Genomic DNA, 14,646 nt, shown 5'->3' on the forward strand with positions numbered 1-14,646 from the left:
ACGGGCCATGGAGCTGCGATTCACACCCGAGGAGGTCGCCTTCCGCGAGGAGGTCCGCGCCTTCATCCGCGACAAGCTGCCCGCCGACACGCGCGAGCGGATGCGCCTCGGCCACAAGCCGACCAAGCAGGACACCATCACCTGGCAGCGCATCCTGAATGCCAAGGGCTGGGCCGCCTATTCCTGGCCGAAGGAGCATGGCGGCCCGGGCTGGAGCGCGATCCAGCGCATGATCTTCCTCGAGGAGAACCTCATGGCCCCGGCGCCGGAGCTGCTCTCCTTCAACATCACCATGCTCGGCCCGGTGCTGGTGGAGTTCGGCACCGAGGCGCAGAAGCGCCACTTCCTCCCCCGCGCCGCCAATCTCGACGACTGGTGGTGCCAGGGCTTCTCCGAGCCCGGCGCCGGCTCCGACCTCGCCAGCCTGCGCACGGCGGCGGTCCGCGAGGGCGACCACTACGTCGTCAACGGCCAGAAGATCTGGACCTCGACCGCGCATAACGCCGACTGGTGCTTCTGCCTGGTCCGCACCGACCCCAGGGCCGCCAAGCGCCAGGAGGGCATCTCCTTCCTGCTGATCGACCTCCGCACGCCGGGGATCGAGGTGCGGCCGATCATCTCCATCGACGGCAGCCACCACCTGAACGAGGTCTTCTTCACCGATGTGCGGGTGCCGGCCGAGAACCTGGTCGGCGAGGAGAACCGGGGCTGGTCGGTCGCCAAATACCTGCTCGGCAACGAGCGCACCGGCATCGCCCGCCTCGGCACCAGCAAGGCCGCGGTGCGCCGCGCCAAGGAGGTGGCACGCGAGGTCCGCACGCGCGGCCGCCCGTTGATCGAGGATCGCGGCTTCCGCACCCGCGTCGCCCAGCTGGAGGTGGACATGAAGGCGCTGGAGATCACCCAGCTCCGCGTCGTCTCCGCCTTCGCCAAGTCGGGCGGCAAGAAGCCCGACCCGCTCTCCTCCGTCCTCAAGATCAAGGGGACGGAGCTGCTGCAGGCCAGCTCCGAGCTGGTGATGGATGTCGGCGGCCCGCTCGCCATGCCGGCCTGGCAGCAGGAGCTGGCGGCGCTCGCCAACGAGCCGGCCCCCGTCCCCGACTGGGCCCCGGCCATGGCGCCCGCCTATCTCATGCTGCGCGCCGCCTCGATCTATGGCGGCACCAACGAGATCCAGAAGAACATCCTGAACAAAGCGGTGCTGGGGCTCTGATGGATTTCGATCTCACCGACGACCAGCGCCTGCTGACCGACAGCGTCACCCGGCTGCTGGCGGACCAGTACGGCTTCGAGCAGCGCAAGTCCCTGCTGAAGACGCCGATGGGCTGGAGCGAGCGGCTCTGGTCGCAATATGCCGAGCTCGGCCTGCTCGGCCTGCCCGTCCCGGAGGAGTATGGCGGCTTCGGCGGCGGCCCCGTCGATGTCATGCTGCTGATGCAGGCCTTCGGCCGCCACCTGGTGCTGGAGCCCTATCTGGCGAGCGTGGTGCTCGGCGGCACCGCGGTGCGGCTGGCCGGCGACGATGCCCAGCGCGAGGAGATCCTCTCCGGCCTCGCCGCCGGTGAGACGAAGCTCGCCTTCGCCCATGGCGAGCGGCAATCCCGCTACGACCTCACCGATGTGCTGACCACCGCCACCCCGGATGGCGGCGCCTACCGCCTGGAAGGCGCCAAGAGCGTCGTGCTGCATGGCGATTGCGCCGACCGGCTGGTGGTCAGCGCCCGCACCGCCGGCGGCCGCGACGAGGCCGAGGGCATCTCGCTCTTCCTCGTCGATGCCGAAGCGCCCGGCCTCGCCCGCCGCGGCTACGCGCTGCGCGACGGCACGCGCGCCGCCGAGCTCTCCCTCTCCAACGTCCCGGCGACGCTGCTCGGCGAGCGCGACGCCGCCCTGCCGGTGATCGAGCGCGTGGTCGAGGCCGGCATCGCCGCCACCGCCGCCGAGGTGATCGGCGCGATGGAGGCCATGCAGGCGATGACGCTCGACTACCTGAAGACGCGCCAGCAATTCGGCCGGCCGATCGGCGACAACCAGGCCCTCCAGCACCGCGCCGCCGAGATGCTGGTGGCCATGGAGCAGGGCCGCTCCATGGCCATGCTGGCCGCGATGATGGTGGAGGAGCCGGATGCCGGGGAGCGCGCCCGCAACATCGCCCGCGCCAAGGTCGGCGTCGGCCAGGCCGGCCGCTTCGTCTCGCAGAACGCGGTGCAGCTGCATGGCGGCATCGGCATGACGGAGGAATACGCCATCGGCCACTTCTTCCGCCGCGTCATGGTGATCGAGCACCTGTTCGGCGACACCGCCTACCATCTCGACCGGCTGGCGGACGAGGTGGAATGAGCGCCGCGCTCCTCACCCCCTCCCGCCAGGTGGCGGTGCGGGAGGACTGGCTGGCCTTGACGCGGGAGGAGATCCTCGACCCCGCCCTGCCGATCATCGACCCGCACCACCATCTCTGGGACCATCCCGGGGAGCGCTACTTCCTCGACGACCTGCTGCGCGACACCGCCAGCGGCCACGACATCCGCGCCACCATCTTCGTCCAGTGCGGCGCCATGTACCGTGCCGAGGGGCTGGAGGAGGAGCGCCCGCTCGGCGAGACCGAATTCGTCACCGGCGCCGCCGCCCAGAGCGCCACGGGCCAGTATGGCCCGACCCGCGCCTGCGCCGGCATCATCGGCATGGTGGACCTGACCCTCGGCGAGCGTGCCGGCGCCCTGCTCGACGCGCATCGCGCCATCGCCGGCGCGCGGTTCCGCGGCGTGCGCAACCGCACCGCCTGGCACCCCTCGCCCGAGATCCGCTCCAACCTCACCACGCCGCCGCCCGGCCCGCTGGAGCATCCGGGCTTCATCGAGGGCGCGCGGCAACTGGCGCAGCGCGGCCTCACCCTCGATATCTGGTCCTACCACACCCAGCTGCCGCGCGTGCTTGAGGTGGCGCGCGCCCTGCCGGACCTCACCATCATCCTCGACCATGTCGGCGGCCCGCTCGGCACCGGCCCCTTCGCCGGCCGCCGGGCGGAGGTCTTCCCCGTCTGGCGGCAATCGGTCCGGGCCATCGCCGCCCTGCCCAATACGGTGGTGAAGCTCGGCGGCCTCGCCATGCAGGTGAACGGCTTCGACTTCCACCTGCAGGACCGGCCACCCGGCTCCGAAGCGCTGGCCGAGGCCTGGCGGCCCTATATCGAGACCTGCATCGAGGCCTTCGGCCCCGGCCGCTGCATGTTCGAGAGCAACTTCCCCGTCGACAAGGGCATGTGCAGCTACGCCGTGCTCTGGAACGCCTTCAAGCGCCTCGCCGCCGGAGCGAGCGCGGAGGAACGGACGGCGCTGTTCAGCGGCACCGCCACCCGGACCTACGGGCTGCCATCCAGCTTGAGCACCTCACCCGCCAAATAGAGGCTGCCGCAGACCAGCACCCGCGCCGACCCGCCCCCGCGCGGCAGGGCGGCCAGCGCCGCCTCCACCGTCGGCCCCGGCCGCGCGAGGCCGCCGCTCGCGGCGATGATGCGCTCCACCGGCGTCGCCAGGTGCTGCCCCGGCTCCGCCACCGCCCAGAGGCTGTCGGCCAGCGGCAGCAGCGGCCGGAGGAAATCCTCGACGACCTTCGTCCCCTTCATTCCGACGAGAAGGTGCAGCGGCCGGTCGCCCCAATCCCGTGCCTGGGCCGCGATCGCCAGCCCGCCGCCGGCATTGTGCCCGCCATCCAGCCATAGCTCCCAGCCATCCGGCAGCATCGCCGCCAGCCGCCCGGTGAGGCGCTGCATCCGGCCCGGCCACTCCGCCCGCGCAACACCCTCGGCGATCGCCGCATCCGTCAGCCAGCCCGGCCCCCAGGCCCGCAGCGCCGCGACCGCGATCCCGGCATTATCCGCCTGGTGCGCCCCCAGCAGCCCTGGCGGCGGCAGGTCGATGGCGCCGGCCGCGTCCTCGTAGCGCAGCCCGCCCGCGCGCGGCGCGATGCGCCAGGCATTCCCCCGCGCCAGCAAGGGCGCCCCCATCTCGGCCGCGACGCGCTCCAGCACGCCGAGCGCCACCGGGTCCTGCACCCCCGTCGCGCAGGGCACGCCCGGCTTGATGATCCCCGCCTTCTCGAAGGCGATCCGCTCCAGCCGGTCGCCGAGGAATTCCATATGGTCCATGGAGATGGAGGTGATGGCGGTCGCCACCGGCCGGTCCACCACATTGGTCGCGTCGAACCGCCCGCCGAGCCCGACCTCCAGCACCAGCAGGTCCGCCGGTACCCGGCTGAACAGCAGCAGGGCAACCGCGGTGATGACCTCGAAGACGGTGATCGCCGCCCCGGCATTCACCGCCTCCACCTCCTCCAGCGCGGCGCCGAGCGCCGCCTCCTCCACCAGCCGCCCGGCCAGACGGATGCGCTCGTGGAAGCGCACCAGATGCGGCGAGGTGAAGACATGCACCCGCTGCCGCGCCGCCTCGCCGATGGCGCGGAGGAAGGCGCAGGTCGAGCCCTTGCCGTTGGTCCCCGCCACATGGATGACGGGCGGCAGGTGCCGCTCGGGATGCCCGAGCTTCCCGAGCAGCGCCTGCAGCCGACCGAGGCTCAGGTCGATCACCACCGGGTGGAGCGCATGCAACCGCTCCAGGATGGCCTCGCTGCGGCTCACCTGGGGCGGCTCATGCCGGGACGGCGGGCCCTTCCGGCGCGGCCAGGGCCGGCACCGGCTCGGCCACCTCATCCATTGGGGGCGGCGGCGCCACGCGCTCGGGCAGCCGCAGCAGGCCGATCAGCCGCGCCAGCGTCGCGCGCATCTCCGGCCGCGGCACCACCATGTCGAGGATGCCATGCTCCAGCAGGTATTCCGCCCGCTGGAACCCCTCCGGCAGCTTCTCCCGCACCGTCTGCTCGATGACACGGGCACCGGCAAAGCCGATCATCGCCCCGGGCTCGGCGATCTGGATGTCGCCCAGCATGGCGAAGCTCGCCGTCACGCCGCCCGTCGTCGGATCGCAGAGCACGACGATGAAGGGCAGCCCCGCCTCCTTCACCATCCGCGTGGCGATGACGGTGCGCGGCATCTGCATCAGGCTGATCGCGCCCTCCTGCATGCGCGCCCCGCCCGAGGCGGTGAAGACGATCAGCGGCGCATCCTGCAGCACGGCGAGCCGCGCCGCCGTCACCAGCGCCTCGCCCACCCCCGCGCCCATCGAGCCGCCGAGAAAGCTGAATTCGAAGGCCGCCGCGACCACCCGGTTGCCCTCGATCGCCCCATGGGCGACGACGACGGCATCCTCCTGCCCGACCTTGGCCTGCGCCTCGCGCAGCCGCTCGACATAGCGCCGCTGGTCACGGAAGCGCAGCGGGTCCTGCGGCGCCTTCGGCAGCTCGATCCGCTGCCACCCCTCATCCAGCGTATAGTCCAGCCGCTGCCGTGCCCCGACCCGCATATGGTGCCCGCAATGGGTGCAGACATGCAGGTTCCGCTCGAGGTCGCGGTGGAAGATCATCTGCTCGCAGGCCGGGCATTTGTGCCAGAGATTCTCCGGCACCTCCCGCGGCGCGCCGAACAGCGTCTTGATCTTGGGCAGCGCCCATTCGCTGATCCAGTTCATCGCCCCCGCACCGCCGCCGCCAGCGCCCCGACCTGGTCCAGCACCAGCCCCACCGTCTCCGGCCGCGCCGTGCCATCCTCCTCCAGCGAGGCCGCCAGAGTATCCACCAGCGCCGTGCCGACCACCGCGCCATCCGCCAGCCTGGCCGCCTCGCCCGCCTGCTGCGGCGTGCGGATGCCGAAGCCGATGGCGATCGGCAGGCTGGTATGCTTGCGGATGCGCGGGATCGCCTCCTCCAGCGAGGCCGCCGTGGCGCTGCGCGTGCCGGTGATGCCGGTGATCGAGACGTAGTAGACGAAGCCGCTGGTCGCCGCGAGCACGCGCGGCAGCCGGGCGTCATCCGTCGTCGGCGCCACGAGGCGGATCAGGTCGAGCCCCGCCGCCCGCGCCTGCGGCTCGATCTCCCCCGCCTCCTCCGGCGGCACATCGACGACGATGAGCCCATCGACGCCCGCCGCGGCCGCATCGACGCAGAAGCGGTCGACGCCATAGGCGAGGATCGGGTTGTAGTAGCCCATCAGGATGATCGGCGTGCCGTCATCGCCCTGGCGGAAGTCCCGCACCAGCCCGAGCACGCCCTCCAGCGTCGCGCCCACCTTCAGCGCCCGCTGCGCCGCCCGCTGGATCGCCGGCCCATCGGCCATCGGGTCGGTGAAGGGCACGCCCACCTCGATCAGGTCCGCCCCCGCCCCCGGCAGCCCGCGCAGCAGCGCCAGCGAGGTCTCCCGGTCCGGGTCGTAGCCTTGCAGGTAGGTGACGAGCGCCCCGCGCCCCTCCGCCTTCAGCGCGGCGAATTTGGCAGCGATGCGCGATGCCGGATGGGGCCGATCCACGCTGCGCTGCGGTGCTTCGCGATCGGACCCAGTCACATCTCGACTCCCAGATGCCGCGCCACGGTGAAGATGTCCTTGTCCCCGCGCCCGCAGAGATTCATCAGGATGATCTCCTCCTTCGGCAGGGTCGGCGCCATGCGGATGACATGGGCCAGCGCATGCGCCGGCTCCAGCGCCGGGATGATGCCCTCGAGCTTCGAGCAGAGCTGGAAGGCGGCCAGCGCCTCGTCATCCGTAGCACTCACATACTGCACGCGCCCAAGCTCATGCAGCCAGGAATGCTCCGGCCCGACGCCCGGATAGTCGAGCCCGGCGCTGATCGAATGCGCCTCGGTGATCTGCCCATGCGCATCCTGCAGCAGGTAGGTGCGGTTGCCGTGCAGCACGCCCGGCCGCCCCTTGGTCAACGAGGCCGCATGCTGCTCCGTCTCCACGCCATGCCCTGCCGCCTCGACGCCGTACATGCGGACGGAGGAATCATCGAGGAAGGGATAGAACAGCCCCATGGCGTTGGAGCCGCCGCCGATGGCCGCGACCAGCGCATCCGGCAGCCGGCCCTCGGCGGCCTGCATCTGCTGCTTGGCCTCCTCGCCGATCACGCTCTGGAAGTCGCGCACCATCACGGGGTAGGGGTGCGGGCCGGCGACGGTGCCGATGCAGTAGTAGGTGTCCTGCACATTGGCGACCCAGTAGCGCAGCGCCTCGTTCATCGCATCCTTCAGCGTCGCCGCGCCGGAGGTCACCGGCACCACCTCGGCGCCGAGCAGCTTCATGCGGAAGACGTTGGGCTGCTGCCGCTCCACATCGGTCGCGCCCATGAAGACGGTGCAGGGCAGGTCGAACAGCGCGCAGACGGTGGCCGTCGCCACGCCATGCTGCCCCGCCCCCGTCTCGGCGATGATGCGCGTCTTGCCCATGCGCTTGGCGAGCAGGATCTGCCCGAGCACCGCGTTGATCTTGTGCGCGCCGGTATGGTTCAGCTCGTCGCGCTTGAAGTAGACCTTGGCGCCGCCGAGATGGGCCGTCAGCCGCTCCGCGAACCAGAGCGGGCTCGGCCGCCCGACATAGTGGGTGAGGAGCCTGCGCCATTCGGCATCGAAGGCCGGGTCCCGCTTCGCCGCCTCATAGGCCTGCTCGACCTCGAGGATGAGCGGCATCAGCGTCTCGGCGACGAAGCGCCCGCCGAATTGGCCGAAGCGGCCCTGGCTGTCCGGGCCCTGGCGATAGGTGTTGGGCAGCGGCTTGTTCACAGGCTTTCCCCTTTTCTGGCCGCCGTCATAGAGCAGGGTGGCGAGGGGGGGAAGGCGGCCCCCGCCCCTGGTCTCAGGTTCGATGCAGCAAGACACACTGAAGCGAGTTGCGTCACCTTCCCAAGAAGTCAGAGTTCGTCGCTGCTGCTACCAAATCCTGGAAGAAATAGCCTTCTATAAACTTTCTCAGCATATCCATCGGTCATTCCCGCAACATAATCGCAAACCCTGCGGCTAACTGAGCAATCAATCTCTCCATTTGCCCACGAACTTGATGGAATTAGCTTTTCTGGATCACTGAGCAAAGTACAATAAACGTCTTGTACAATTTTCTGTCCGCGCCTCTCAAGTTGTTGGACTTTAGCTTTCTCTACGACAAGCTCAAAAGAAATCTTTTTCAGCTTTTTAAGAAGCTTGGTTTCACAATCACCTAACTTTACTTTGTATTTCAATAAAGGATGCTGAAAACCTTTAACGGGTTCAATTCTTGCACTTGTTATCATTATATTGACAAGCTTAGATATAGTTTGCTTGCGAGAATAACTATCTTTGTATAAGCCACTTTCTATTGAATCCGCAGTGATTTTTTCGGCACCCACTTCAAGAGAATAATTTACTTCTTTAAACGCATTGTAGAGTGCTTGCGATATTTCATTTCTCTGCACTAAATTACGTGCAATTATATCTTCAATGTCGTGAATACCGTAAGCAATGTCATCTGCGCAGTCCATAATAGAGCAATCAAGGGTCTTGTGCTTCGCCTTTCCTTGCTCGTCCTTCTCAACAAATCTTTTTACTTCTTCCTTATCAAAACCAGCAAGCGCCCAATCTACGACGTCTTTTTCTTCATTAAAATAACACTTCGGCGGATGCACGTTATCTAGAGGGAAATCATTGTAGATTATAGGATATTTCAGAATCGATAAAATAAGCCTTCGAGTTGGGTTTATCCCTGAGTTTCTTTCTCCGTATTTTTCGAGCTTTGAAATGATCCTTAGTGTTTGTCCGTTTCCCTCAAATCCACCAGCCGCTACCATTTGCGCGTGCAAAGCACGCTCTCCACCATGACCAAAAGGGGGGTGTCCTAAATCGTGCGCGAAGCAGGCCGCCTCAACTAAGTCCCTGTCTGGCAGCCACACAAAATCCTCACCCATCAACTCCATCTTCTTCCGCACCAGAACATCAAGTATGCCCTGACCAATCTGCGCACATTCAATCGAGTGTGTTAACCTTGTCCGATGGTAATCGCCTTCCCCAACACCCATTACTTGGGTTTTTCCTTGCAATCTACGAAATGCTGAAGAATGAACGATTCGAGCACGGTCTCTTTGAAAAGGAGACCTCACGTCATTGTGCCGATTACCATCATTTTTGATGCGGCGAACTTCGAAATACTTCAAACTACTGGGGTCATCAAAGCACATTTGCAAGCTCCACTACGAAGTGCAGACTTGTACTAGAATTCCACAGGCAACTCAAGAAAATGTTTTTAATTGATAACGTATTTTTGCCTGAAATTACAGAATAAAGGAACGCAGCGAACTAACGTCCCAATATGCTTTTACTGTCTACATATTATATGACGCGCCGCGCCCACGAATTCCCTGATCCGCCCCGGGTCCTTCACCCCCCGTGCCCGCTCGACGCCGGAGGAGACATCCACCCCCGCCGCCCCGCTCTGGCGGATCGCCTCCGCCACCGTCTCCGGCGTCAGGCCGCCGGCCAGCAGCCAGGGGCGCGGGATCACCCGCCCCGCCGTCAGCCGCCAGTCGAAGGCCGCGGCATTGCCCCCCGGCAGGCTCGCCCCCGCCGGCGGCTTGGCATCCAGCAGGAAGCGGTCCACCACCGGCGCATAGGCCGCGAGCGCCTCCAGGTCCTCCGGCGCGGCGATGCCCACCGCCTTCATCACCGGCACCCCGAAGCGGGCGCGGATCTCGGCGCAGCGCGCCACGCTCTCCGCCCCATGCAGCTGGATCAGCCCGAGCGGCACCACCGCCAGCACCGCCTCCAGCTCCGCATCCGTCGGGTCGACGAACAGCCCGACCCGCAGCGGCCCACCCTCCAGCCGCGCCGAGAGCGCCGCGGCCTCCGCCGGCGTCACCGCCCGGGGCGAGGGCGGGTAGAAGACGAAGCCGACCATCTCGGCCCCCGCCTCCGCCGCCGCGTCGAACCCCGCCGCGTCGCGGATGCCGCAGATCTTCACCGCGGTCATGCGGGCAGCCCCGCGCCGATCGCCCTGAGCGCCGCCACCGGGTCCGCCGCGCCGGTGATCGGCCGCCCGACGACGATCCAGTCGGCCCCCGCCGCCACCGCCTCCTCGGGCGTCGCCGTCCGCGCCTGGTCGCCCGCGGCGCTGCCGGCCGGCCGCACCCCCGGCACCACCAGCAGCGGCGTCTCGCCGAAGGCATCGCGGATCGGCCCGACCTCGCGCGGCGAGCAGACCAGCCCATCCGCCCCGGCGCCGAGCGCCAGCCGCGCCAGCCGCAGCACCTGCTGCACCGGCCCGCCCGACACGCCCGTCTCCGACAACGCCCCGGCATCAAGGCTCGTCAGCACCGTCACGGCAAGGAGGACCGGCCGCGCCTCCCCGGCGCCTTCGGCCGCCTCGCGCGCCGCCGCGATCATCGCCGCCCCGCCCGCGCCATGCAGCGTGAGCATCGCCGGCCGCAGCGGCAGCAGCGAGCGCACGGCACCCGCCACCGTATTCGGGATGTCATGCAGCTTGAGGTCGAGGAAGACCGGCGCCAGCGGGGTGATCCGCCGCACCGCCTCCGGCCCGGCGGCGGTGAACAGCTCGAGCCCGAGCTTCAGCGCCCCGCAGCCCGGCGCCAGCGCCGCCGCCAGCGCCTCGGCCCGGCCCAGCTCGGCGGTATCGATCGCCGGAATGACCCGCTCGGCCCCCCTGCGGGGACGCGCCAGCATGCTCAGGCCGCCGGGCGGTGGATGCGTGCCAGGCTGGTGCCCGCCGGCTGGGGCACCGGGCCGACCTGCCGCGCGGCGGCGGCGCGGTACTCGTGCAGCTCCGCCTCCAGCACCTGCGCCGCCCGCTCCGCCCGCCGCGCCCGCGCCCGGTGCCGCAGCCCCGCCGTGGAGGCGACCAGCGCGCCACAGAGGAAGAGCACCGCGCCGAAGACCAGCATCGCAACCGAGAGCGGCACCGCCCAGGCCAGGTCGAAGGGCCAGAGATGCAGCAGCACCTCTTCCCGGTTCGACAGCCCGAACAGCACGAGCAGAACGAGGACGGGCAGCAGCAGGATCAAGCGCAGCATGGAATGGAAACCTTCACGAGGTGGCCGTGGCCCGGGCCGGGCGCGGCGCTGCGGGCACCTGCCCGCCATTCACCCGCTCCCGGAGCTCCTTGCCCGGCTTGAAATAGGGCACGGCCTTGCCCTCGACCGGAACGGCGGCCCCGGTGCGCGGGTTGCGCCCCGTCCGCGGGTCCCGCTTCTTGGCCGAGAAGGCGCCGAAGCCGCGCAGCTCCACCCGGTCGCCCCGGGTCAGCGCGGTGGTGATCTCCTCGAAGATGGTGGCCACGATCAGCTCGATATCCGGCTGCCGCAGATGCGGGTTCTCCGCCGCCAGATGCGCGATCAGCTCGCTCTTCGTCATCGCCGCCCCATCCTGCCGCCGTCACCGGGCAGGCTGCCAGACCAGCCCCAGGCCGTCAACGCCAAGCCATTCTGAAACCACGGTTTTTACCAGGCCACGGAAGGTGGCGCCGACCAGCCTCTCGGCAGCGCTGCGCAGGTCGAGGTCCTCCACCGGCAACGCCTCCGGAACGCCCTTCTCGGCCGCCAGCCAGGCCCGCGCCTCCGCCTCGCCGCCGATCGCATCAACCAGGCCGGCCCCCAGCGCCTGCCGCCCGGTGAAGACCCGGCCATCCGCCAGCGCCCGCACCTGCTCCACCGGCATCCGCCGCCCCGCCGCCACCTTGTCGACGAATTGCGCATACATGTCGCCGACCACCCCCTGCAACGCCGCCCGCCCCTCGGGCGAGAGCGGGTGGAAGGGGTTCGGCTGGTCCTTCAGCGGGCCGGAGACCAGCGCCTCCCCCCGCACGCCGAGCCGCGCCAGCAGCTCCGAGGTGTCGAAGGTCTGCAGGATCACGCCGATCGAGCCGGTCAGCGTCGATTCGCGGGCGAAGATGCGCTCCGCGGCCACCGCCGTCATGTAGCCGGCCGAGGCCGCCGTGCCGCGCATCACCGCGACCACCGGCTTCGCCGCCCGCAGCCGCACCAGCGCCGCATGCAGCGCCTCCCCGCCGCCGACCGTCCCGCCCGGGCTGTCGATGGCGACGATCACCGCCCGCACGCCGGCATCCTTGCCGAGCTTGTCGAGCGCCTCATGCAGCTTGCGGTCGTCGCTGATGAAGCCCTCGACGGTCAGCCGCGTCACATGCCCGGCGCCGAGCCCAGGGATCGCGCCCTCCCGCCCGATCCAGGCCAGCACCGCCCCCAGCACCAGCAGCACGGCGAAGCCGCGCCACAGCGCCAGCCGCCGCTTCAGCCGGCGGCGATCGATCAGCAGGTCGGTCTCGAGCCCCATGGCGTTCCCGCTCCAGTCCGGGCTCATCTGGCCCCGCCCGGCCTTCCGGTCCAGCCCCTTCAGCCTCTACCCTCCCGCCGACCGCAACGGAGCGCCCCCGCGATGAGCATCGGTATCCTCGAACAGCGCCGCATCGAGGCGGCCTTCGCCCGGGGCCTCTACGAGGAGATGGCGGCCGAGCTGGGCGCCGAACGGGCCCGCGCCATCCTCTCCCGCGCCATCGTCAGGCTGGCGAAGGAGAGCGCCGCCGCCATGGCCGCCGAATCGCCCGAGGGCCCGAGCCTCGACCACTTCATCGCCCTGCAGGAACGCTGGACCCGCGACGACGCCCTGCGGATCGAGGTCGTGGACCGGACCGAGACCAGCTACGGCTTCAACGTCACCCGCTGCAGGTATTCCGAGATGTACCGGCAGATGGGCCTCGCCGAGCTCGGCGCCGTGCTGTCCTGCAACCGCGACGGCGCCTTCTGCGAGGGCTACGACCCCAGGCTGAAGCTCACCCGCACCCAGACCCTCATGGGCGGCGCCACCCATTGCGACTTCCGCTACGAGGTCGAGCCATGATGCACCCCCTCGTCCGCCCGCTGCTGGCCGATGACTGGGCCGCCGTCGACCCGGAGCTGCCCCGCCTGCTGGAGATGCTCTTCGCCCGCGCCGCCGGCGAGGACTGGCACAAGGCCGGCACCTTCAAGGACCACCTGCTCGGCCTCTACCGCACCCTCGCGCTCTGGGACATGCCGCGCGAGATCCGCCTGCTCGGCCTCTTCCACAGCGTCTATTCCAACGAATACGTGGACCTGAAGCTCTTCGCCGAGCGGGACCCGCTGCGCCAGGCCCTTGGCGAGGAGGCGGAGCGGCTGGTCCACCTCTTCTGCACCATGCCCCGCACCCTCTTCACCCGCCGCCTGCTCGAGGCGGGCGAGCTGCCGGAGAGGGGCATGGCGCTGGAGCGCGAGGGCGCCCCGGCCATCCTGCTCTCCATGCGCGACGTGGCCGTCTTCGCCATCGCCACCATCGCCGACCTCGCTGAGCAATGGCATTCCTGGCAGGACGAGATCTTCCCCGGCTTCCCGGGCCCCTCGAAGCCCCGCCGCGTGCAGGACCACTGGGCCGCCGCCCTCTGGCCCGGCCCGCTCAAGCCGACCAGCCAGGCGCTCTCCACCCTCTCCCGCCTCGCCCTGCCGCTGGGCGACATGCCGCCGGACTGGGGCATCCCGGTGCCGCCCATCTTCGCCCGCTGCACCGCCCTGCTGGAGCCGGCCGATGAGCTCGCCGCCGTGTCGCTCTACTGGCAGGTGGTGACGCGCGCCCTGCCCGTCGCCAGCCCCGATGCGAGCCGCCGCGCCCTCGAGGCCGCCGCCACGCATAACCCCTATGTCGCCGAGCCTCGGTTGATGCTGGCCCAGCTGGCGCTGGGCGCCGGGCAGTGGGAGGAAGCTGCCCGCCACGCCGCTGCCGGCCTTGCCCTGCTGTCGGACTGGGGCACCGCCTGGGACAAGCGCATCGCCTGGTCCGGCTGGGTCGCCTGGGCCCGCATCCTCCTGCAATCCGCCGAGGCGCGGCGCTGGCCGGAGATGTTGCCGGGGCTGAACGGGCTGGGCCTGGTGGAGGGTTGAGGCCTGCCAGTGCAGCCCTCCTTAAGCCAGCACGACCCGCAAACCCGGATCGGCATCGAGATCGCCGCCTTATGATTGTTCATGTTCCGCTTCCACCGCGCCTGCAACAAACGGCGTGATCGCACGGGCGTAGTAATCCTGGCCATCAAGGCCTCGGGCGGCAGCTATGCCATGAATGATCTGATACTGACCAAAAACAACGACACCCTGATGATTACCTGGCTGGGCCTGAGCGCCCGGTTCGAGCTTGGCCACAGCGGGTCGATCCTGCGCGACGCGGTTCGTTTCCGGCCCGTCATTGAAGTCCTGTGCGACTGGATGGCCAGGAACGGCAGCCGCGGTGCCTCCCCAAGGGAGACACACACGACCGCCGAGTTGCTGAACATCCTCAGTACCGGTCTCCACCAGGTCTCCTATGCGAATTCCGGGTTCCGCCAGGACGCAGGACGGACCGACGACAGCATCCCGAAGCTGCACTTGCGCGACATGGGGTGAACAGCCTGTCCTGAATGCCGTTGCCGATCCGGCATGCGCTGGCTGGCCCATAGCTCATTGCGTTCTCATATCGTTTTTGCTATGTTCGCGTCTCCCCTTGCGGAGCCGCCCCCATGCCTCTCCGTCGCCGCAGGCGCCGCATCCAGCCCGACCCCATCCCCGGCGGCATCTTCCCCGCCGACCTCGTGGCGCGGCATGACCTCTTCCGCAGGCTCTACCTCGACCCGCTGACCCGCCTCACCCCGCCCCGGCCCTGGGCACCCATGACCGATGCCGAATGGCGGGCCCTCGCCCCCATCCTCGCCGCCATGGGCTGCGGCATGGCCGA

The 14,646-nt window shown here is 68.9% G+C and carries 17 protein-coding genes; 7 read left to right on the forward strand and 10 right to left on the reverse strand.

Annotation, left to right across the window (positions count from 1 at the left end; genetic code table 11):
• Nucleotides 1-7 precede the first annotated feature (7 nt).
• From BLR02_RS20980 to BLR02_RS20990, 3 genes are read left to right on the forward strand one after another with little or no spacing between them, the layout of a single operon-like run.
• Nucleotides 8-1,213, forward strand: coding sequence for an acyl-CoA dehydrogenase family protein (locus BLR02_RS20980; RefSeq protein ID WP_090664538.1), 1,206 nt, complete (start codon nucleotides 8-10; stop codon nucleotides 1,211-1,213).
• The gene (locus BLR02_RS20985) at nucleotides 1,213-2,340 is read left to right on the forward strand and encodes an acyl-CoA dehydrogenase family protein (protein ID WP_090664539.1); all 1,128 of its coding nucleotides are present in this window, start codon (nucleotides 1,213-1,215) and stop codon (nucleotides 2,338-2,340) included. The genes BLR02_RS20980 and BLR02_RS20985 overlap by 1 nt, the downstream gene beginning before the upstream one ends.
• Nucleotides 2,337-3,401, forward strand: a complete 1,065-nt coding sequence (locus tag BLR02_RS20990; RefSeq protein ID WP_090664540.1) for an amidohydrolase family protein — start codon at nucleotides 2,337-2,339, stop codon at nucleotides 3,399-3,401. Before BLR02_RS20985 ends, BLR02_RS20990 begins: the two co-directional genes overlap by 4 nt.
• Here the strand turns inward: BLR02_RS20990 and BLR02_RS20995 are convergent.
• The 10 genes from BLR02_RS20995 to sppA all read right to left on the reverse strand — a co-directional run bounded on the left by BLR02_RS20995 (nucleotide 3,359) and on the right by sppA (nucleotide 12,234).
• Nucleotides 3,359-4,633, reverse strand: a complete 1,275-nt coding sequence (locus BLR02_RS20995; RefSeq protein ID WP_245704883.1) for a bifunctional folylpolyglutamate synthase/dihydrofolate synthase — start codon at nucleotides 4,631-4,633, stop codon at nucleotides 3,359-3,361. The genes BLR02_RS20990 and BLR02_RS20995 overlap by 43 nt on opposite strands.
• Nucleotides 4,634-4,643: 10 nt before the next feature.
• Nucleotides 4,644-5,579 (reverse strand): acetyl-CoA carboxylase, carboxyltransferase subunit beta, encoded by a 936-nt coding sequence (gene accD / locus BLR02_RS21000; protein WP_090561357.1) that lies wholly within the window; start codon nucleotides 5,577-5,579, stop codon nucleotides 4,644-4,646.
• Nucleotides 5,576-6,412: a tryptophan synthase subunit alpha gene (gene trpA / locus BLR02_RS21005; protein ID WP_090664549.1), complete on the reverse strand. Its 837-nt coding sequence runs from the start codon at nucleotides 6,410-6,412 to the stop codon at nucleotides 5,576-5,578. Before trpA ends, accD begins: the two co-directional genes overlap by 4 nt.
• Nucleotides 6,413-6,444: 32 nt before the next feature.
• A complete protein-coding gene (gene trpB / locus BLR02_RS21010; RefSeq protein ID WP_090664542.1) occupies nucleotides 6,445-7,662 on the reverse strand; it encodes a tryptophan synthase subunit beta in 1,218 nt (405 codons plus the stop codon).
• Between the two features lie 128 nt (nucleotides 7,663-7,790).
• Nucleotides 7,791-9,086: an anti-phage deoxyguanosine triphosphatase gene (locus BLR02_RS21015; protein WP_090561844.1), complete on the reverse strand. Its 1,296-nt coding sequence runs from the start codon at nucleotides 9,084-9,086 to the stop codon at nucleotides 7,791-7,793.
• 137 nt (nucleotides 9,087-9,223) lie between these two features.
• Nucleotides 9,224-9,874, reverse strand: a complete 651-nt coding sequence (locus BLR02_RS21020; protein ID WP_090664543.1) for a phosphoribosylanthranilate isomerase — start codon at nucleotides 9,872-9,874, stop codon at nucleotides 9,224-9,226.
• Nucleotides 9,871-10,584: an orotidine-5'-phosphate decarboxylase gene (gene pyrF / locus BLR02_RS21025; RefSeq protein WP_176849719.1), complete on the reverse strand. Its 714-nt coding sequence runs from the start codon at nucleotides 10,582-10,584 to the stop codon at nucleotides 9,871-9,873. The genes BLR02_RS21020 and pyrF overlap by 4 nt, the downstream gene beginning before the upstream one ends.
• A gap of 2 nt (nucleotides 10,585-10,586) precedes the next feature.
• Nucleotides 10,587-10,931, reverse strand: a complete 345-nt coding sequence (locus BLR02_RS21030) for a lipopolysaccharide assembly protein LapA domain-containing protein (RefSeq protein ID WP_090561351.1) — start codon at nucleotides 10,929-10,931, stop codon at nucleotides 10,587-10,589.
• Between the two features lie 13 nt (nucleotides 10,932-10,944).
• Nucleotides 10,945-11,271 carry an integration host factor subunit beta gene (gene ihfB, locus BLR02_RS21035; protein ID WP_090561349.1) on the reverse strand — a complete coding sequence of 109 codons (327 nt, stop codon included), beginning with the start codon at nucleotides 11,269-11,271 and terminating at the stop codon, nucleotides 10,945-10,947.
• 21 nt (nucleotides 11,272-11,292) lie between these two features.
• Nucleotides 11,293-12,234 (reverse strand): signal peptide peptidase SppA, encoded by a 942-nt coding sequence (gene sppA / locus BLR02_RS21040; RefSeq protein ID WP_245704884.1) that lies wholly within the window; start codon nucleotides 12,232-12,234, stop codon nucleotides 11,293-11,295.
• Nucleotides 12,235-12,309: 75 nt separating this feature from the next.
• Here sppA and BLR02_RS21045 point away from each other — a divergent pair, with 75 nt between their 5' ends.
• The 4 genes from BLR02_RS21045 to BLR02_RS21060 form a co-directional block, all read left to right on the forward strand.
• The gene (locus BLR02_RS21045) at nucleotides 12,310-12,771 is read left to right on the forward strand and encodes an L-2-amino-thiazoline-4-carboxylic acid hydrolase (RefSeq protein ID WP_090561346.1); all 462 of its coding nucleotides are present in this window, start codon (nucleotides 12,310-12,312) and stop codon (nucleotides 12,769-12,771) included.
• A complete protein-coding gene (locus BLR02_RS21050; RefSeq protein WP_090561344.1) occupies nucleotides 12,768-13,823 on the forward strand; it encodes a DUF6817 domain-containing protein in 1,056 nt (351 codons plus the stop codon). The genes BLR02_RS21045 and BLR02_RS21050 overlap by 4 nt, the downstream gene beginning before the upstream one ends.
• Before the next feature lie 81 nt (nucleotides 13,824-13,904).
• Nucleotides 13,905-14,318, forward strand: coding sequence for a hypothetical protein (locus BLR02_RS21055; protein ID WP_090664545.1), 414 nt, complete (start codon nucleotides 13,905-13,907; stop codon nucleotides 14,316-14,318).
• A 113-nt stretch (nucleotides 14,319-14,431) separates the two neighbouring features.
• On the forward strand, nucleotides 14,432-14,646 hold a 215-nt coding region (locus BLR02_RS21060; RefSeq protein WP_143018225.1), incomplete at its 3' end, for a hypothetical protein.

Origin of the sequence: Belnapia rosea, assembly GCF_900101615.1 — a bacterium.
Classification (GTDB): domain Bacteria; phylum Pseudomonadota; class Alphaproteobacteria; order Acetobacterales; family Acetobacteraceae; genus Belnapia; species Belnapia rosea.

Coding starts and splice junctions, on each gene's coding strand:
- BLR02_RS20980 (WP_090664538.1), top strand. CDS start 8: ATGGAGCTGCGATTCACACCCGAGGAGGTCGCCTTCCGCGAGGAGGTC.
- BLR02_RS20985 (WP_090664539.1), top strand. CDS start 1,213: ATGGATTTCGATCTCACCGACGACCAGCGCCTGCTGACCGACAGCGTC.
- BLR02_RS20990 (WP_090664540.1), top strand. CDS start 2,337: ATGAGCGCCGCGCTCCTCACCCCCTCCCGCCAGGTGGCGGTGCGGGAG.
- accD (WP_090561357.1), bottom strand. CDS start 5,579: ATGAACTGGATCAGCGAATGGGCGCTGCCCAAGATCAAGACGCTGTTC.
- BLR02_RS21015 (WP_090561844.1), bottom strand. CDS start 9,086: ATGTGCTTTGATGACCCCAGTAGTTTGAAGTATTTCGAAGTTCGCCGC.
- BLR02_RS21020 (WP_090664543.1), bottom strand. CDS start 9,874: ATGACCGCGGTGAAGATCTGCGGCATCCGCGACGCGGCGGGGTTCGAC.
- pyrF (WP_176849719.1), bottom strand. CDS start 10,584: ATGCTGGCGCGTCCCCGCAGGGGGGCCGAGCGGGTCATTCCGGCGATC.
- BLR02_RS21030 (WP_090561351.1), bottom strand. CDS start 10,931: ATGCTGCGCTTGATCCTGCTGCTGCCCGTCCTCGTTCTGCTCGTGCTG.
- ihfB (WP_090561349.1), bottom strand. CDS start 11,271: ATGACGAAGAGCGAGCTGATCGCGCATCTGGCGGCGGAGAACCCGCAT.
- sppA (WP_245704884.1), bottom strand. CDS start 12,234: ATGAGCCCGGACTGGAGCGGGAACGCCATGGGGCTCGAGACCGACCTG.
- BLR02_RS21045 (WP_090561346.1), top strand. CDS start 12,310: ATGAGCATCGGTATCCTCGAACAGCGCCGCATCGAGGCGGCCTTCGCC.
- BLR02_RS21050 (WP_090561344.1), top strand. CDS start 12,768: ATGATGCACCCCCTCGTCCGCCCGCTGCTGGCCGATGACTGGGCCGCC.
- BLR02_RS21055 (WP_090664545.1), top strand. CDS start 13,905: ATGTTCCGCTTCCACCGCGCCTGCAACAAACGGCGTGATCGCACGGGC.